Source organism: Pseudomonas sp. Marseille-Q5299 (assembly GCF_943737035.1).
GTDB lineage: Bacteria > Pseudomonadota > Gammaproteobacteria > Pseudomonadales > Pseudomonadaceae > Aquipseudomonas > Aquipseudomonas putida_E.
The window spans coordinates 140,789-156,106 of sequence record NZ_CALSFR010000009.1; the positions used below are offsets into that span (position 1 = coordinate 140,789).

Consider the following 15,318-nt stretch of genomic DNA (forward strand, 5'->3'; position numbering starts at 1 on the left):
GTGTTCAGGTCTTGCGTAATGTCGCTTCACCGCGTTGGCGCATAGCGCGGGCGCGTTTTTCCAGTATCAGGTAGGTAATCACCGCCAGCAGCAACGGGATCAGGTAGTAAAGGGTGCGGTAGCCCAGCAGCGCCGCCACCAGGCTGCCCTGGCCCAGTTGGCCGTGCAGCAGCGCAAGAAACACGGCTTCGAGCACACCCAGCCCGGCGGGAATGTGGGCGACGACTCCAGCCACGCAACTGATCAGCAAGATGCCGAGAATAGAGGGGTAGAACAGGTCTCCGGGCAGCAGCCAGTAAATCAGTGCTGCCATCAATGCCCAGTTGCTGGCCCCCAGCGCCACCTGGCACAGCGCCAGGCGCAGCGAGGGCAGGGTGATTTCATGCTCGCGCACCCGCCATGTACGACGCTTGGCAAAACCGCAGGCCAGCAGATAGGCCAGTGCCACACCCAGCAGCAGAAAACCGATCATCTGCAGCCCGGTTACGCCCACTGCCCAGTTTTCCGGCAACTTGACCAGGCGCAGGGCGAACACCGTACCGGCAAGCAGCATGTAGCCCATCCAGTTGGTCAGCAGCCCCAGGGTCAGGATCTTGGTGATGGTCCCCGTGTCCAGGCCCAGCCGTCCGTATAACCGGTAACGCAAGGCAACGCCGCCGACCCAGGTGGTGAAATTCAGGTTGAAGGCATAGCAGACGAAGGCCACCGGCAGCACTTGCCGCGCTGGCAGGTGGTGGCCGGTATAGGCCCGGGCCAGCAGGTCGTAGCCGGCGAATGTCAGGTAGCTGCACAGCGCCAGGCCCAAGCCGATGATCAGGGTGCTTGGCTTGTAGGCGACCAGTGACTGGCGTACCTCATTCCAGTCAAGGTTGCGCGCCAGCATGTACAGCAGCGCCGGTATCAGCACGATGAACAGCAGGGTCAGCAGGCGCTTGCCCCAGGTATGCCAGGCTTTGTGCTTCATCAGGTATTGCCCTCGTGAAGGTCGCCCTGGGCCTGCGCTTCAGGCTGGACAGATTTCAGGCGTTGGCGGTGCGCCGGGAACCAGCCGGCAATGCGCGGAAAGTAGCGGGTCAGGTGAAAGCCGATGAAAATCAGCGGCGCCCGCCACCAGTAGCCGCGGATCATCCGCTCCAGCGTCACCGCCTTGCATTGGTCACTGGCGAGCGAGGCCAAGTGTTGGTACAGGTGCTGGTTGAACGCCCGATCACGTATCAGCAGGTTGGCCTCAAGGTTGAACGACAGGCTCAGCGGGTCGAGGTTGCTGGAGCCCACTGTCGACCATTCATCGTCCACCAACGCCACTTTGCCGTGCAGAGGGCGCTGGCAGTATTCGTGAATATGCACGCCGTCGCGCAACAGGTAGTTGTACAACAGTCTGGACAGCGCACGTACCCAGCGCATGTCCGGCTGGCCCTGCAGGATCAGGGTTACCTGCACACCACGGCGCGCTGCATTGCGTAACTCGCGCAACAGGCGGTAACCGGGGAAGAAATAAGCATTGGCAACTACGATGCGCTGACGGGCAGCACGCACGGCCTGCAGGTAACAGGCCTCGATATCGCTACGGTGGCGCGTGTTGTCCCGCTCGACCAGCACGGCGCTTACTTGGCCTGCGGGCTGGGTGAGCGGCTGTACCTGACTGGGCGGTTCGAGGACCGGGGCCATCAGCCGTCGGCTGGAAGCGTGCACCTGCGCGACCACCGGGCCACGAACCTCCACCGCGTAGTCCTGCTTGGCCATCGGGCCATAATCGCCCAGGTGATCGGCGCTGTAGTTGATCCCGCCAACGAATGCCCGTTCGCCATCCACCACCACGATCTTGCGGTGCAGGCGGCGGAACAGGTTGGTCCGCATGCCGGCTACCCGTGGTTGCGGGTCGAAGGCGTGAAACCGCACACCCGCTTCGGTCATCGCCGAAATGAAGGCATCCGGCAGATCGGCTGTGCCGTAACCATCCACCGCCAGTTCCACCCGCACGCCGCGGCGCGCCGCATCGATCAGCACCCGTTGCAGCTGCTGGCCGACCTTGTCGTCGAAGATGATGAACGTTTCAAGCAGGATTTCTTCGCGCGCCTGAGCCATGGCCTCGAACACGCGGGGGTAAAAGCCTTCGCCATTGATCAACAGCTCGACACTGTTGCCATCCACCCAAGGTTTGTTCACAGGTTGATCTCCGCAGCCAATGGGGCATGGTCAGACAAATGCGACCAGGGATAATGGGACAACACTTGCGCCTTGCCCGGTTTGGCATTGCGCAAGTAGATACGGTCCAGCCGCAGCAGCGGCAGGCGCGCGGGGAAACTGCGGGCCGGGCTACCAAAGTGCTCACCGAACGCTTCTACCAGGCGTTGCGAGAGCACAGCGTCGGCCTTCAAGCGCCAGTCGTTGAAGTCCCCGGCGACAATCACCGGTGCATCGGCGGGCAAGCTGTCGAGCAAGTCGAACAGCAGGCTTACCTGGCGCTGCCGATGGGCTTCACGCAACCCCAGATGCACGCAGACTGCATGAACCGATTCGTGGCCCGGCACCTCCAGACGGCAGTGCAGCAAGCCGCGCTGTTCGTTGCCATGGATCGATACATCGAGGTTGCGGTGCTCGGCAATGGGGAATTTCGACAGCAGCGCGTTGCCATGATCGCCATGCGGGTAAATGGCATTACGGCCGTAGGCGAACTGCGGCCACATGCTGTCGGCGAGAAATTCATACTGCGGGGTTTCGGGCCACGCGGGATGGCGCACGGCATGGTGCTCATGGCTGCCGTGCACCTCCTGCAGGAACACAAGATCGGCATCAGTGGCTCGAACCGCCTCGCGCAATTCGGGCAGGATGAAACGCCGGTTCAGCGCGGTGAAGCCTTTGTGCACGTTGATCGTCAATACATTGAGACGATGTACCGTGGTGGCCTGGTCGATGATGCTGGCGGGTGTTTGCAGTGTCTTGTTCACAATTGCACCTGCGGTGTCACACCCGGTTCTGTCACCAAGTGGCTGTTCAGATCCAGTTTGTCCAGAAGACGGCGTGCGTCGTAAGGTGCATGTACCTTCTGGTCGTTGTCGAAATAGCAATACACATCCCGTGACGCACGCCGGGGTGGCGGCTGATCGACTATCAGGTGGGCATCGTCCGGCTGGTCGCCGCGACTCCAGCATTCGATCCGCTGCTTCCAGCGGCGCAAGGCGCGGGCGGTATACCCGCTGCTGTAAAGCTCGACATCCCCGTGCAGACGCAGGTAGACGAAATCAGCGGTCACATCCTCGACAGAGGGCCACTTTCCCGCGCTGTCGGCGACTACTAGCGCCACCCGGTACTTGCGCAGCATGCGCACGAACGCCTCGCACAAAAAGCTCTCATTACGAATCTCTACTGCGTGGCGCATACGTGCATTGCCTTCGATGGCAGTGCCGCCATTACCCCGTAAACGCTCAGCGCAGTTGCGGGCACAGGCGTGCGCCGCCTCGCGGTCGTGAGGTAATAGCGCGAGGAACCGCTCGAAACGATCCTCATCGAATTTCATGTTCGGCGGGAACTGCCACAGAATCGGCCCCAGCTTGTCCCCCAGCAACAAAAGGCCCGATGCAAAGAAATTCGCCAGCGGCTCTTCGATGTCATTGAGGCGCCGGCCATGCGTGATATAGCGGGGCCCTTTGACTGAAAAGACGAAGTCTTCCGGCGTATCGTCCCGCCAGCGCTCATAGCGTTCCGGTGTCTGCAGGCTGTAGAACGACCCGTTTATTTCTATGCTGTTGACGGCGCGCGAGGCAAATGCCAATTCATCGTCCTGCCGCAGGCCCTTGGGGTAGAAGTCCTTGCGCCAGGGGCCATAGCGCCATCCGGATATGCCGATGCGGATCTCGCTCACACTGTGGTCCTCATTGCTGTCCCTTCACTAGCGACCCGCAGCGACCACAAACGGTTCAGGATGGTTGACCAGTGGTGGCTGGCTGTGTCCTGGGAACTTTGCACCCGCGCACGTTTCCACCGAAAAGCAGACCTGACGAATACGTTGCGATGGCGCAATGGGAGGCTTGTTCGGCACACGGGAATGACCCGCTAACCTGGAGGCAAACATGGCCCGACACATCATTCACTTCACCGGCCCGATCAACTCATCCACCTGCGGCAACCTGATCAGTACCTGCTCCAAGGTGATGCAGCAGGGGGGCGATGTGCTTCAGTTGAACATCGCCACGATGGGCGGCGAATGCAGCTATGGGTTTACCTTGTACAACTTCCTGCGTGCCTTGCCTGTACCTGTGCACACGCACAACCTCGGCACCGTCGAATCGATGGGCAACATCCTGTTTCTGGCGGGCGAGCACCGTACCGCCTGCGCCATGAGCAAGTTCCTGTTTCACCCGTTTCACTGGACCCTGCATGGCGCAGTGGACCATGCGCGCATGGCCGAGTATGCGATGAGCCTGGATTATGATTTGCGGCTGTATGCCCAGATCGTCACTGAAAGAACCGCTGGCAGCGCCGAAGCACTGGACGTTCAACGCTACCTGATGGCTTATCCGCGAATACTGGATCCTCAGGAGGCACTGAAGAGCGGCCTGATCCATGCCATCGATGAAATGCCGATCGAGGCGCAAGTGACACAGTGGAGTGTGCATGCGTAAGGCTCGCAGCACCGGCAAGAAGGGAGCGCGCAAACATTTCTCCGGGCGGTGTTTCGTGCCACCGGTCGCCTGCCCGCGATTGAATTGAGCAATCCTGCGCATCGGCGGTTCGGAAAAAGGGCATGGCAAAGATTCATGCGTCCAACCATTCCATCGCAAGGAGAAACGACATGGCTCGTGATCAAGAGCGGACTGGACAACGTGGCGGCACCAAGGAAACCAACCCCGGCAATTTTGCCAATGACCGTGAACGGGCCTCCCGTGCAGGCCAGAAGGGCGGGCAGGCGTCGGGCGGCAACTTTGCCAATGATAGAGAGCGCGCCTCGCAAGCTGGCCGCAAGGGCGGGCAGAACAGCCATGGTGGAGGCCGCCAGCCGAATTGAACAGTCGCGTTAGCCGAGGCCTGTCGGCCTCGTCCGATGTCCTCTTAGGGAGACTCAAGCATGCGCGCATTGACCTATCACGGCGCTGGCGATGTCCGTGTCGACAACGTGCCAGAACCGGACCTGCAGGAAGATGACGATATCCTTCTGCGGGTGACCGCCACGGCCATCTGCGGCTCGGACTTGCACCTGTATCGTGGCAAGATCCCTTTGGTCGAGACGGGCGATATCCTCGGCCACGAGTTCATGGGGATCGTCGAAGACGTTGGTAGCGCAGTGACAGCCGTACGCCCCGGTGACCGGGTGGTGATCCCGTTCGTGATCGCGTGCGGCGGCTGCTTCTTCTGCCAGCACCAGCTGTTCGCGGCCTGTGAAACCACCAATACGGGCCACGGGGCGATTCTCAACAAGAAAGTCATCCCGCCGGGTGCAGCCTTGTTCGGCTACAGCCACCTGTATGGTGGGGTGCCAGGTGGCCAGGCCGACTACGTACGGGTTCCCAAAGGCAACACCGGGCCGTTCAAGGTACCAGGGCACCTGGCCGATGATCAGCTGCTGTTCCTTTCCGATATCCTGCCCACCGCCTGGCAGGCGGTGCTCAACGCAGAGGTCGGACAGGGCGCTTCGCTGGCCATCTATGGCGCAGGGCCGGTCGGGCTGCTGTCGGCGGCCTGTGCAAGAATGCTGGGGGTAGAGCAGATTTTCATGGTCGATGAGTGCGGCTATCGCCTAAATTATGCTCATCAGGCCTACGGCGTAATTCCTATCGACTTTGCCCACGACGACGATCCTGCCGACACCATCATTCGCCAGACGCGCGGCATGCGGGGCGTCGATGCAGTGATCGATGCCGTGGGCTTCGAAGCCAAAGGCAGCACCACCGAAACCGTGCTGACGGCCCTGAAACTCGAAGGTAGCAGCGGCAAGGCGTTACGCCAGAGCATCGCTGCGGTTCGCCGTGGTGGCGTGGTAAGCGTGCCGGGGGTCTATGCCGGTTTCATTCACGGCTTCCTGTTCGGCGACGCCTTCGACAAGGGCCTGACTTTCCGCATGGGCCAGACGCATGTCCATCGCTTCCTGCCGGAGTTGCTCGAACACATCGAGGCAGGCCGGCTCAACCCGCAAGCGATCATCACTCACCGGCTGGCGCTGGAAGATGCCGCGCGAGGCTACGAACTGTTCGATGAGCAGCAGGAGCGCTGCCGCAAGGTGATCCTGGTACCTGGCGCTGCACTCGAACCGTTGCCTTGAGGGGAGTGGTGTGGGGTGAATTGTTGGACAATTATTTTGAATCTTTCCTGGCGGGCATCACTCAATGAATGAGTCATCCATGGAGAAGAGGAGGGCCCCGTGATGCCTAACCCCCAGCTGTACATCATTGACTACCAACTGCGTGGCGAACCACGCAGTTTCATCATCCGCATGGAGCGGATGGACAACACCGAAGCCTGGCACTGGGCCAGTTGTGATGCGGGTATTGGCATCATTCCCAAGTTCGGTCGCGAAAAAATCAAGAAAGTCAGCAGGCCAATGGCTGAGCGCTATGGGATTACCGCAGTGAGTTGGCGGCTGTCCGGGGGAAAACCCAACCAGCCGGTCAGTGACTCTGCGATTAGCAGTTGAGGGAAAAGGAGCGGGCTTTTGCCCGCTCCCTAAGGTCAAGCGCCTGACTCGGGATCGCTTGCTGGTACGCCTGGACGATTTTCCTCATCGTCGGTGACATTCGGGTCAGCATCCGGGTCGTCCACCCGATCGTCAGGCTGGCCCGGATCCAGCTCAGGCCAGTCATCCTGGACGTTACCGCCACCCATTTTCATTAGTTGGTTCATCACGGTTCTCCTTGGCGTCAGATACAGTTTGGAGTGTGATCGAGCTACGGATGATCAGCCTGCGTCCTGAAAATACCGACCAATGGGTCATTGCCCATGGGCGCGACCTGGCTTGTTGGCTGCGGCGCAATTGCCGGTGCAATCAAAACCATGCTGTTGGGGGGATCGCGGCTTGAGGGCCAAAGGCGAGGAGGGCGCTTGAGCCTGCCGGACCAAGAGCGGCTGGCTGACTGCTGTGAAAGTCGGCCGGGCAACGGCCGTTAGTGAATGCCTTGATCTTCCAGTGCTTTGCGCAACGCATGGACGCCCACCGCAACGATTAATCCAGTCATTACGATGCCAGCCATTCCGATCACAACAGCCAGGCTACGAGCCAACCCATCTTTAGGTACCAAGTCACCATACCCAATCGTCAAACCTGTCACGAAGGAAAAATACAGGCCATCTCCCAAGGGCCAGCCTTCCCGCATCCCAACAACCCAGCCGAGCAGGGCCATGAATATCAGTAACAGCGAGACGATTGGCCAGACGATGGCCAGTCCGCGCCAGAACTCACGGACGAAGTTGCGCCTAAGGTCCTTCATTGCTCGCATGGCATAAGTTCCTTGGAGAGTGCAGGCGGATGCTTGACAGGGAGTTTGGCACAACTTTCATCGCGCACTGGAGCAAACAGGTCGGGCAGGCGCTTTACAATCCTCCCTCAGCCCCCCTTTATAACTAAACTAAATGAATATTTAGTGTAGTTATAACTTTAAAGAATATCGTAAAGGGTAGGCGCCGTGCAAATCAGGCCTGGCCACCACCTGATTAAGGTCAATCAGTTGGGCGATCTACTCCGACTATGCAATGATTGATGGTTATCACACACCCAAGGTAATTGAAACAACGCCCATTAGGTAAATGGAAGTTGATGGCCCGGGAAAGCGGCCACCTTATGGAGATCAAGGAATGAGCACCACCGCACATCGATTAACACACCTCGGGCAGCGTTGCCTGCTGGTGGCCGCTGGGATAGCTATCTGGTTGCCGCTCGGTGTAGCCAGCTTATTTACTATTTTGCTGGGCCACGAAAAATCGTTATCAGCGGGTATGGCGTTTGCGAATGTATGGTTCATGACTGCGCAAGCTGAACTGATCGCGATCGTCCTTTTGCTGGTTTATGCCGGATGGGCCAGGCCGTGGAAATCCAAGGGGCCTACATACGACACCTTCATTGTGCATAGCTGCGCTGCGGGGCTGATTGTGTTGGGCGGATCTATGTTCTTTCTATCATTGATTGGTGGTGGTAGATAACGCCGTGACGTGCACGATCAGTTGAAGCGCTTCATGCCGTGCCGCACGGATGTTGCAAACATTGGTCGTGGATTTCGTCCAGGTTTACGGGAATTTGGTTACCAGCGGCGAGCCGGGGCCGTGCACCTGGCTACAATTCTGGCCACCACGGGCCCGGAAGCTCCATACGAAGATGCGCATAATGCATATTATGTTAAATCGTGTATGTTCGCTCTTCGCTTGCTGACCCCTCACCGAAAGTTTCATTACCACTCACGGTGCACACCCGCTTAGCATTGGCGCGGACAGCAGATGCTCACCGCAAGATCGATGAAGAAGACTTCGCCTGCTCCTCCTCTTCACTGCACAGCCAACTCCTTGAACAGCCATTGCTTGAACTGAGTCACTGCATGCGGTTGTCGATGCCGCCGAGGATGCACGAGATAATGGCCAACGTAGCGAACGCTGTTGCTGACATGCCGAAGCGGGCTGACCAGCTGACCGCTGGCCAGCTCCTGCTCAGCTAACAAGTCAGATTCGAGCACCACCCCCAGGCCGCCAGCCGCCGCTGAAATACTCATGGAGCTTCGATCGAACGCCAAGCCGTAGCTTTTCGGTGGCTGCATGCCGTTGGCCGCGAACCAGCCTTTCCATTGCACTGACTGCCCGTCGCTCTGGATCAGGAACAGCGAATACAAGTCCTGCGGTGAACGAAGATGCCTGGCAACCTCAGGGCTGCACAGCGGCGTCAGCTCTTCGATCCGCAGTGGGGTCTTTTCGTGTGACGAAGGCCTGGGCTCGCCGTAAACGATGTCCAGGTCGAAATCATCGTTGTCGAACCGCGCGTAGTCAGTACTGGCGGAGATGCGCAGGTCGATGCCGGGATGACCGTGCAGGAAGCCCGCCAGGCGAGGCACCAACCACTGACTGGCGAACGTCGGCGCAACGTGAAGGCGCAACGGCACTGCGGGCTCATTGGTCGCAATCGCCAACCCACGGCTCATCTCCTCGAAACCCCGTTGAACATGATCCAGCAGCATGGAGCCCTCAGACGTCAGCGCCGTGTGACGCGTACTGCGGGTGAACAGCGATACCCCTGCTGCAACTTCCAGTTTGCGTATTGCATGGCTGACTGCGCTTGAGGAGAGATCCAGCTCTTTCGCTGCTTCCACGAAAGAGCAGGTACGCCCCGCCGCTTCGAAAACCCTCAGGGTAGAAAGAGGTACCTTTTTAAAGATCTTCATTAATGAATCCAATTCATTGACTGGCGAATTTAAACCTTTTGTCGAGCCTGTATTTTTACATGATCATCTCGGGGTAACTCAATTCGGCTGGTTACTGATGAATTCGCTGCGTCAGTAGCCCCGGATCGCTGGTCACCAATGGAGAATAATATGACCGAGAGTCGCAATGAGCACTTTGCCCGGATGTCGACCCATGCCTGGCGAATCCGACGTTTCGCCCTGCGCATGGGTGAAGTACAGGGCCAAGGTTATGTCGGCCAGGCGCTGGGCTGGGCCGACGTACTGGCTGTTGCCTACTGCCACGCCATGAACATCCGCGCAGATCAACCTGAATGGGAAGGCCGTGACCGTTTCCTGCTTTCCCATGGGCACTACGCCATCGCGCTTTATGCCGCCCTGCTGGAAGCCGGGGTTCTGCCGGAAGATGAGCTGGAAACCTATGGCTGCGACGACAGCCGCTTGCCAATGTCCGGCATGGCCACCTACACACCCGGCATGGAAATTTCTGGCGGCTCCCTCGGCCAGGGGTTGGCCATTGCCGTCGGCCAGGCGCTGGGCCTGCGCTTAAAGGGCAACGCTGCGTTCGTCTACAACTCAATGTCCGATGGCGAACTGGATGAGGGTGCGGTATGGGAGGCGGCCATGTCGGCCTCGCATCACAAGCTGGGCAACCTCATAAACCTGGTGGACATCAACCGCCAGCAAGCGGATGGCCCGTCCCACGACATCCTCCAGTTCGAGCCGCTTATCGACAAATGGGCGGCGTTCGGTTGGCACGTGCAACGTGTCGACGGTAATGACTTGCGGGCCGTGATCTCTGCCTTCGATATCGCACGGGCGGTACCCGGTGCTAAACCTCGGGTGATTCTCTTCGACACCCTGATGGGTAAGGGCGTGCCCTTCCTGGAGCAGCGTGACAAGAACCACTTCATCCGGGTCGAGCCCGAAGAGTGGCAGCAAGCACTTGCCAACCTCGACGAGATCTACGCGACCCGGAGCCCACAATGACCAACGCTTGCGCTGCAAAACCGAAACTCACCACCTCGTCCATGATCGCCTCCATCGCCACTGAAGGGCAGCGTACTACCCCTGCCCCGTTCGGCCATGCTTTGGTGAAGGCAGGCCAGAAGAATCCACGCGTCGTGGGCATGACAGCAGATCTTGCCAAATACACTGACATGCATATCTTTGCGCAGCGCTACCCGGAGCGCTTCCTGCAGATGGGTATGGCTGAACAGCTGCTCATGGCTGCTGCGGGCGGTATGGCCAAGGAGGGCTTTGTACCCTTCGCCACCACTTATGCGGTGTTTGCCACCCGTCGCGCCTATGACTTCATCCACCAGGTGATCGCAGAAGAAAATCTGAACGTGAAGATCTGCGCGGCCCTGCCGGGGCTCACGACTGGTTATGGCCCAAGTCACCAGGCCACGGAAGACCTGGCGATGATGCGAGCCATTCCTCAGATGATGGTTATTGACCCATGTGATGCGCTGGAAACTGAACAGTGCGTTGCCGCAATAGCCGAACACGATGGCCCTGTCTACATGCGCCTCCCCCGCGGGCGCGTACCGCTGATCCTCGACGAATACGACTACAAATTTGAGCTCGGCAAAGCCCGCTTGCTACGAGACGGCAATGATGTGCTGATCATTTCCTCGGGCCTTATGACCATGCGTGCCCTGGAAGTCGCTGATGAACTGATCAAGAGCAAGATCGGCACAGCTGTCCTGCACGTGCCGACAATCAAGCCACTCGATGTCCAGGCCATCATTGAACAATGCCGTCGTGAAGGCCGGTTGGTGGTGATTGCGGAAAACCACACGCAGATTGGCGGCCTGGGTGAAGCCATCGCCATGGCCTTGCTGCAAGCCCGTGTGCAACCGGAGGTTCGCCATGTGGCGCTGCCAGATCAGTTCCTCGATGCCGGGGCGTTGCCGACGCTGCACGACCGTTACGGCATCTCCAAAGACGTCATGGTTGCAAACATTCAGCGTTGGCTGGCCTGACGGCACGCTCGTGTAGTGCGACCCCCGCTCACTTCGCGATAGACGCTGCCCGAGTGAAGTGAGTGGCCCTTCGAGCTGGAAACCACTCTTTTCTTCCCTGGATCGTCCCAATAACTACAAGGCGATGACGATGCAAAAAGACAACCATTTTCTTAAGAAAAAACGCGTATGGATCTACGCGTTTCTCTTCACTTTGACATTGATCAACTATGTCGACCGCGTTTCGCTCTCGGTGGCGTCCAAAGTTCTCAAGGAAGAATTCGATATCTCGCCGGTCGCAATGGGCTATCTGTTCTCGTCCTTCGTCTGGCTGTACTTTCTTGCACTCATTCCCATGGGGTATCTCGTAGGCAGGTTCGGCCCGAAAAAGGTCAATGGCTACGGCATCGGCGTCTGGTCGGTGGCCACAGCCTGCACGGCATTGTCGACGGGTTTCATCTCGTTACTCAGTTGCCGGCTCATCATGGGTATGGGCGAAGCGACTACCTACCCCGCTGGCGCCCGGGTCATTCGTGAATGGATGCCGCTCAATGAACGTGGTTTGGCCACCGCTGTATTCCATAGCGGTAGCCTGGTCGGCCCTGCCATCGGCGCCATCGGTTTTGGCTGGTTGATCAGTGCCTTCGGATGGCGCATCGCCTTCGTCGTTGCCGGTGCATTGGGCTTCATCTGGTTGGCGGCTTGGTTGAAATGGTACAGCCACCCGTCAAAAGCGCCTTGGTTGGACGATGTCGAGCGCGCTGAAATCGCCGAGGGTGGCACGCGATCCGCTGATGGTCCGGAAAAATCGGTATCGCTGGGCCTCAAGGGCTTAGCCCGTTCGAGCAGCATGTGGGCAATCGCGCTCTCGCACGGCTGTGCCGTCTACGCGACCTACTTCTTTCTCACCTGGCTGCCGAGCTACCTGCAGGCCGAGAAAGGCCTGACGGTTATGTCGAGTGGCCTTTATACCGCCATCCCATACCTGGGCGCGGCCATCCTTGCCATCGTCATTGGCCGCCTGAGTGACAAGGCCATGCGCCCCGGCGCTGCCGAGACGGGCCAACGCCGCCTGGTAGTGGCCAGCGTGTTGCTCGCATCCTCGGTGATCTTCCTGGTACCGGCAATCGACAGCACCTGGGCCATTCTTTTTGTGATCACGCTCTCATTGGCGACGTGCGCATCGGCGATCTCGTTGAACCTCTCACTGGTGAATGACCTGGTGCGCTCGGAAGACGATGTTGGCACCGCCGCAGGCTTTATCACTGCCGTCGGCAATCTCTTTGGCCTGCTGGCTCCGATCGTGACCGGCTACGTGGTGGCTGGTTCGGGGAGCTTTGCCCTGGCTTTCGTAGTGGTAGGCGCGCTGTTGGTTGTTGGCGCCGTCCTGTCGATGTTCTGTACCCGTCGCCCGATCGGGATAGCCACGCCTGGTCGACAGGCGATGGCTTGAATTACTTGTAAATGAAGGAAGCAGTAGCGTCATGAATCAACGTAGTAGCGTGTCCCCCAGCAAGCTCCAGGCGCAGCCTGACTCACGTACCTGCAGTAATAAATGGCGCCTGGCAATTGCTCTGCTGGCGTTGACCCTTGGAGTATTTGGCCTGGCTCTGTTCGGGGGTGGGGTCTGGCTGATCGCGCTAGGTGGCAGCTGGTATTACGGCCTGACAGGTGCAGGTTGTGTACTGAGCGCCATCCTTATATGGCGTCAACGCCGCAGCGCCCTTTACCTGTTTGCTCTCATATGGGTACTGACGGTGATCTGGGCGCTTTGGGAAGTCGGCCTCAACTGGTGGGGCCTGGTGCCACGCCTGGTGGCCATGACCGTCATCCTGTTTTTGATCCTGATCGTATCTCCGGCGCTACGCCGCACTACCCGCACTGCTGCGTAACGAGGTTAGTAATGTTCACATCCGTCAAATACGGGGGCGCCCTCGCCCTCGCGATTTCTTGCGCGCTCCAGATGCAGTTCGCGAAGGCTCAGGAAATTTCCCAGGTCGGAAGCGACTGGCCATTCTACGGGGGCGATCATAACGCCCAGCGCTTCAGCCCCCTCAAGCAGATCACTCCTGAGAACGTCGGTCGCCTGGAGCGTGCGTTCGTGTACCACACCCGGGATCTACCGAACCCTGGGAGTCGTTATTCTCCGGAGACCACGCCAGTTAAGGTCGGCAACGATCTGCTGATGTGCTCTGCCAAAAACATCCTGATTTCGATCAATGCGGCAACTGGCACAGAGAATTGGCGTCACGATCCGGGCGTACCGGATCAGGCCATTCCTCACGCGGCAGCCTGCCGGGGCGTGGCGGTGTATACCGCACCGCAGCTACCCGAAACGGCTCAGTGCCGCAGCCGAGTGGTTGAGGCCACCCTGGATGCCCGGCTGGTAGCAGTCGACCTCGGCACCGGTGAGCCCTGCAAGGACTTTGGCCAGAACGGCACTGTCGATCTCTGGGAAGGTTTGGGCAAAAAGGTTCCTGGCTGGTACGCGGTGACCGCGCCGCCGACCATCGTGAACGGTGTTGTGGTCACCGGCGCGCAGATCCGTGATGGTCAGGATGAGGATGCTCCATCGGGCGTGATTCGTGGCTACGATGCGGTCACCGGCAAAATGGCTTGGGCGTGGGACCTGGGTAACCCGGACAATGTCCATGGCCCTGCCGAAGGCAGCACTTACACCCGGGGCACGCCGAACATGTGGACGGCGGCGGTGGGCGATGAGCAGCTCGGTTATGTCTATCTGCCGATCAGCAACTCCTCGATCGATTATTACGGCTCCAACCGCAGTGAGGCCGAGAACAAATATTCGACCTCGCTCGTGGCCGTGGACGTGAAGACCGGCAAGGACGTCTGGCACTTCCAGACCATCCGGCACGATGTGTGGGATTACGATCTGGGCAGCCAGCCGACGATGCTTGATTACCCGGGCAAAGACGGTAAGCCGGTACCCGCGGTGTTGCTGCCGACCAAGCAAGGTGACATCTACATCCTGGATCGTGCCACCGGCGAGCCGCTGATTCCGATCGGTGAGGTCAAGGCGCCTAAAGGGGGATCAGTGGAGCCGGCGTTTTTGGCTGATACCCAGCCTACCTCCGAATGGCACACCCTGCGCAAGGCACCGAAAACAGAAGCGGACATGTGGGGCTTCTCGCCGCTTGACCAACTGATGTGCCGTATCCAGTTCCGTCAGGCCAACTACGAGGGCTACCTGACCCCACCGTCAGTGGATCGTCCCTGGATTCAGTACCCCGGCTACAACGGGGGGTCGGATTGGGGGTCGGTAGCCATTGACCCGGTACGCCGACTGCTGATTGCCAACTACAACGACATTCCTAACCTGAACCAGCTGATACCGCGCGAGCAGGCCGACAAGATGGGGCTCAAACCCATCTACGCGCCGAAGCCCGATGAAACCGCCTTGAACAAAGCAGGCAGCAAGTCAGGCAAAGGCGAAGGCGGTGCCTCGACCTACCCGCAAGTCAACGCCCCATACGCGATCAGCGTGAATGCGGGTTGGCGCAACTGGGGTACCGGCGTCCCATGCTCGGCACCGCCCTATGGTGGAATCCGCGCAATCAGCCTCGACACAGGCAAGACCGTTTGGGACGAGCCGCTGGGTACCGCGCGCCGCAACGGGCCATTCGGCATCCCATCGCATTTGCCGCTGAACATCGGCTTGCCGAACAACGGCGGAACTGTGGTGACTGCGGGTGGATTGACGTTCGTCGGGGCGGCAACCGATAACCTGTTCCGTGCCATTGATACTACGACCGGTGAGGTGCTGTGGGAGGATGTGCTGACGGTGGGTGCCCAGGCAAACCCGATTTCCTATGAAGTCGACGGTGAGCAGTATGTCCTTGTCTCTGCTTCCGGGCATGCCTTCATGGAAACCGGAACCAGCGACGAAATCATCGCATACAAGCTGCGCAAGTAATCGCCAAGGCGGGGCCTGTTCAGGCCCCGCTTCGCCAAAATCGTTAAAG

17 protein-coding genes are annotated in these 15,318 nt (G+C 59.3%); 10 read left to right on the forward strand and 7 right to left on the reverse strand.

Annotation, left to right across the window (positions count from 1 at the left end):
* Positions 1-4: 4 nt before the first annotated feature.
* From NGJ21_RS23220 to NGJ21_RS23235, 4 genes are read right to left on the reverse strand one after another with little or no spacing between them, the layout of a single operon-like run.
* Positions 5-964 carry a lysylphosphatidylglycerol synthase domain-containing protein gene (locus NGJ21_RS23220; RefSeq protein WP_046786209.1) on the reverse strand — a complete coding sequence of 320 codons (960 nt, stop codon included), beginning with the start codon at positions 962-964 and terminating at the stop codon, positions 5-7.
* The gene (clsB, locus tag NGJ21_RS23225) at positions 964-2,166 is read right to left on the reverse strand and encodes a cardiolipin synthase ClsB (RefSeq protein WP_115274793.1); all 1,203 of its coding nucleotides are present in this window, start codon (positions 2,164-2,166) and stop codon (positions 964-966) included. The genes NGJ21_RS23220 and clsB overlap by 1 nt, the downstream gene beginning before the upstream one ends.
* Entirely contained in the window at positions 2,163-2,948 is a 786-nt protein-coding gene (locus NGJ21_RS23230; protein WP_251962735.1) for an endonuclease/exonuclease/phosphatase family protein, read from the reverse strand. Before NGJ21_RS23230 ends, clsB begins: the two co-directional genes overlap by 4 nt.
* Positions 2,945-3,862, reverse strand: coding sequence for a DUF72 domain-containing protein (locus NGJ21_RS23235; protein ID WP_251962736.1), 918 nt, complete (start codon positions 3,860-3,862; stop codon positions 2,945-2,947). The genes NGJ21_RS23230 and NGJ21_RS23235 overlap by 4 nt, the downstream gene beginning before the upstream one ends.
* Positions 3,863-4,070: 208 nt before the next feature.
* On the opposite strand from NGJ21_RS23235, the gene NGJ21_RS23240 reads away from it, so the two are divergent.
* From NGJ21_RS23240 to NGJ21_RS23255, 4 genes are all read left to right on the forward strand, one after another.
* Positions 4,071-4,622 carry an ATP-dependent Clp protease proteolytic subunit gene (locus tag NGJ21_RS23240; protein ID WP_046786213.1) on the forward strand — a complete coding sequence of 184 codons (552 nt, stop codon included), beginning with the start codon at positions 4,071-4,073 and terminating at the stop codon, positions 4,620-4,622.
* Positions 4,623-4,705: 83 nt separating this feature from the next.
* On the forward strand, positions 4,706-5,005 hold the full coding sequence (locus tag NGJ21_RS23245) for a con-10 family general stress protein (protein WP_376778920.1): 300 nt from the start codon (positions 4,706-4,708) through the stop codon (positions 5,003-5,005).
* Between the two features lie 60 nt (positions 5,006-5,065).
* Complete coding sequence (locus NGJ21_RS23250; protein ID WP_251962737.1) at positions 5,066-6,256, forward strand: zinc-dependent alcohol dehydrogenase; 1,191 nt, start codon at positions 5,066-5,068, stop codon at positions 6,254-6,256.
* Positions 6,257-6,358: 102 nt separating this feature from the next.
* Positions 6,359-6,628 (forward strand): DUF6555 family protein, encoded by a 270-nt coding sequence (locus NGJ21_RS23255; protein WP_046786216.1) that lies wholly within the window; start codon positions 6,359-6,361, stop codon positions 6,626-6,628.
* A 35-nt stretch (positions 6,629-6,663) separates the two neighbouring features.
* Here the strand turns inward: NGJ21_RS23255 and NGJ21_RS23260 are convergent, their stop codons facing one another.
* Positions 6,664-6,834, reverse strand: a complete 171-nt coding sequence (locus tag NGJ21_RS23260) for a hypothetical protein (RefSeq protein ID WP_158621136.1) — start codon at positions 6,832-6,834, stop codon at positions 6,664-6,666.
* Positions 6,835-7,094: 260 nt separating this feature from the next.
* On the reverse strand, positions 7,095-7,427 hold the full coding sequence (locus NGJ21_RS23265; protein WP_204917966.1) for a potassium channel family protein: 333 nt from the start codon (positions 7,425-7,427) through the stop codon (positions 7,095-7,097).
* A 355-nt stretch (positions 7,428-7,782) separates the two neighbouring features.
* On the opposite strand from NGJ21_RS23265, the gene NGJ21_RS23270 reads away from it, so the two are divergent.
* Positions 7,783-8,127, forward strand: coding sequence for a hypothetical protein (locus NGJ21_RS23270; RefSeq protein WP_115274799.1), 345 nt, complete (start codon positions 7,783-7,785; stop codon positions 8,125-8,127).
* Between the two features lie 338 nt (positions 8,128-8,465).
* Here the strand turns inward: NGJ21_RS23270 and NGJ21_RS23275 are convergent, their stop codons facing one another.
* Complete coding sequence (locus NGJ21_RS23275; protein ID WP_125923166.1) at positions 8,466-9,350, reverse strand: LysR substrate-binding domain-containing protein; 885 nt, start codon at positions 9,348-9,350, stop codon at positions 8,466-8,468.
* 150 nt (positions 9,351-9,500) lie between these two features.
* Here NGJ21_RS23275 and NGJ21_RS23280 point away from each other — a divergent pair, with 150 nt between their 5' ends.
* The 5 genes from NGJ21_RS23280 to NGJ21_RS23300 are packed head-to-tail and all read left to right on the forward strand — an operon-like array spanning position 9,501 to position 15,269.
* Complete coding sequence (locus NGJ21_RS23280) at positions 9,501-10,358, forward strand: transketolase (RefSeq protein ID WP_251962738.1); 858 nt, start codon at positions 9,501-9,503, stop codon at positions 10,356-10,358.
* The gene (locus NGJ21_RS23285) at positions 10,355-11,356 is read left to right on the forward strand and encodes a transketolase family protein (RefSeq protein WP_237858989.1); all 1,002 of its coding nucleotides are present in this window, start codon (positions 10,355-10,357) and stop codon (positions 11,354-11,356) included. The genes NGJ21_RS23280 and NGJ21_RS23285 overlap by 4 nt, the downstream gene beginning before the upstream one ends.
* A 58-nt stretch (positions 11,357-11,414) precedes the next feature.
* Entirely contained in the window at positions 11,415-12,788 is a 1,374-nt protein-coding gene (locus NGJ21_RS23290) for an MFS transporter (RefSeq protein WP_251962739.1), read from the forward strand.
* Between the two features lie 31 nt (positions 12,789-12,819).
* Positions 12,820-13,227, forward strand: a complete 408-nt coding sequence (locus tag NGJ21_RS23295) for a glucose dehydrogenase (protein ID WP_251962740.1) — start codon at positions 12,820-12,822, stop codon at positions 13,225-13,227.
* An 11-nt stretch (positions 13,228-13,238) separates the two neighbouring features.
* On the forward strand, positions 13,239-15,269 hold the full coding sequence (locus tag NGJ21_RS23300; protein WP_251962741.1) for a pyrroloquinoline quinone-dependent dehydrogenase: 2,031 nt from the start codon (positions 13,239-13,241) through the stop codon (positions 15,267-15,269).
* Positions 15,270-15,318 lie beyond the last annotated feature (49 nt).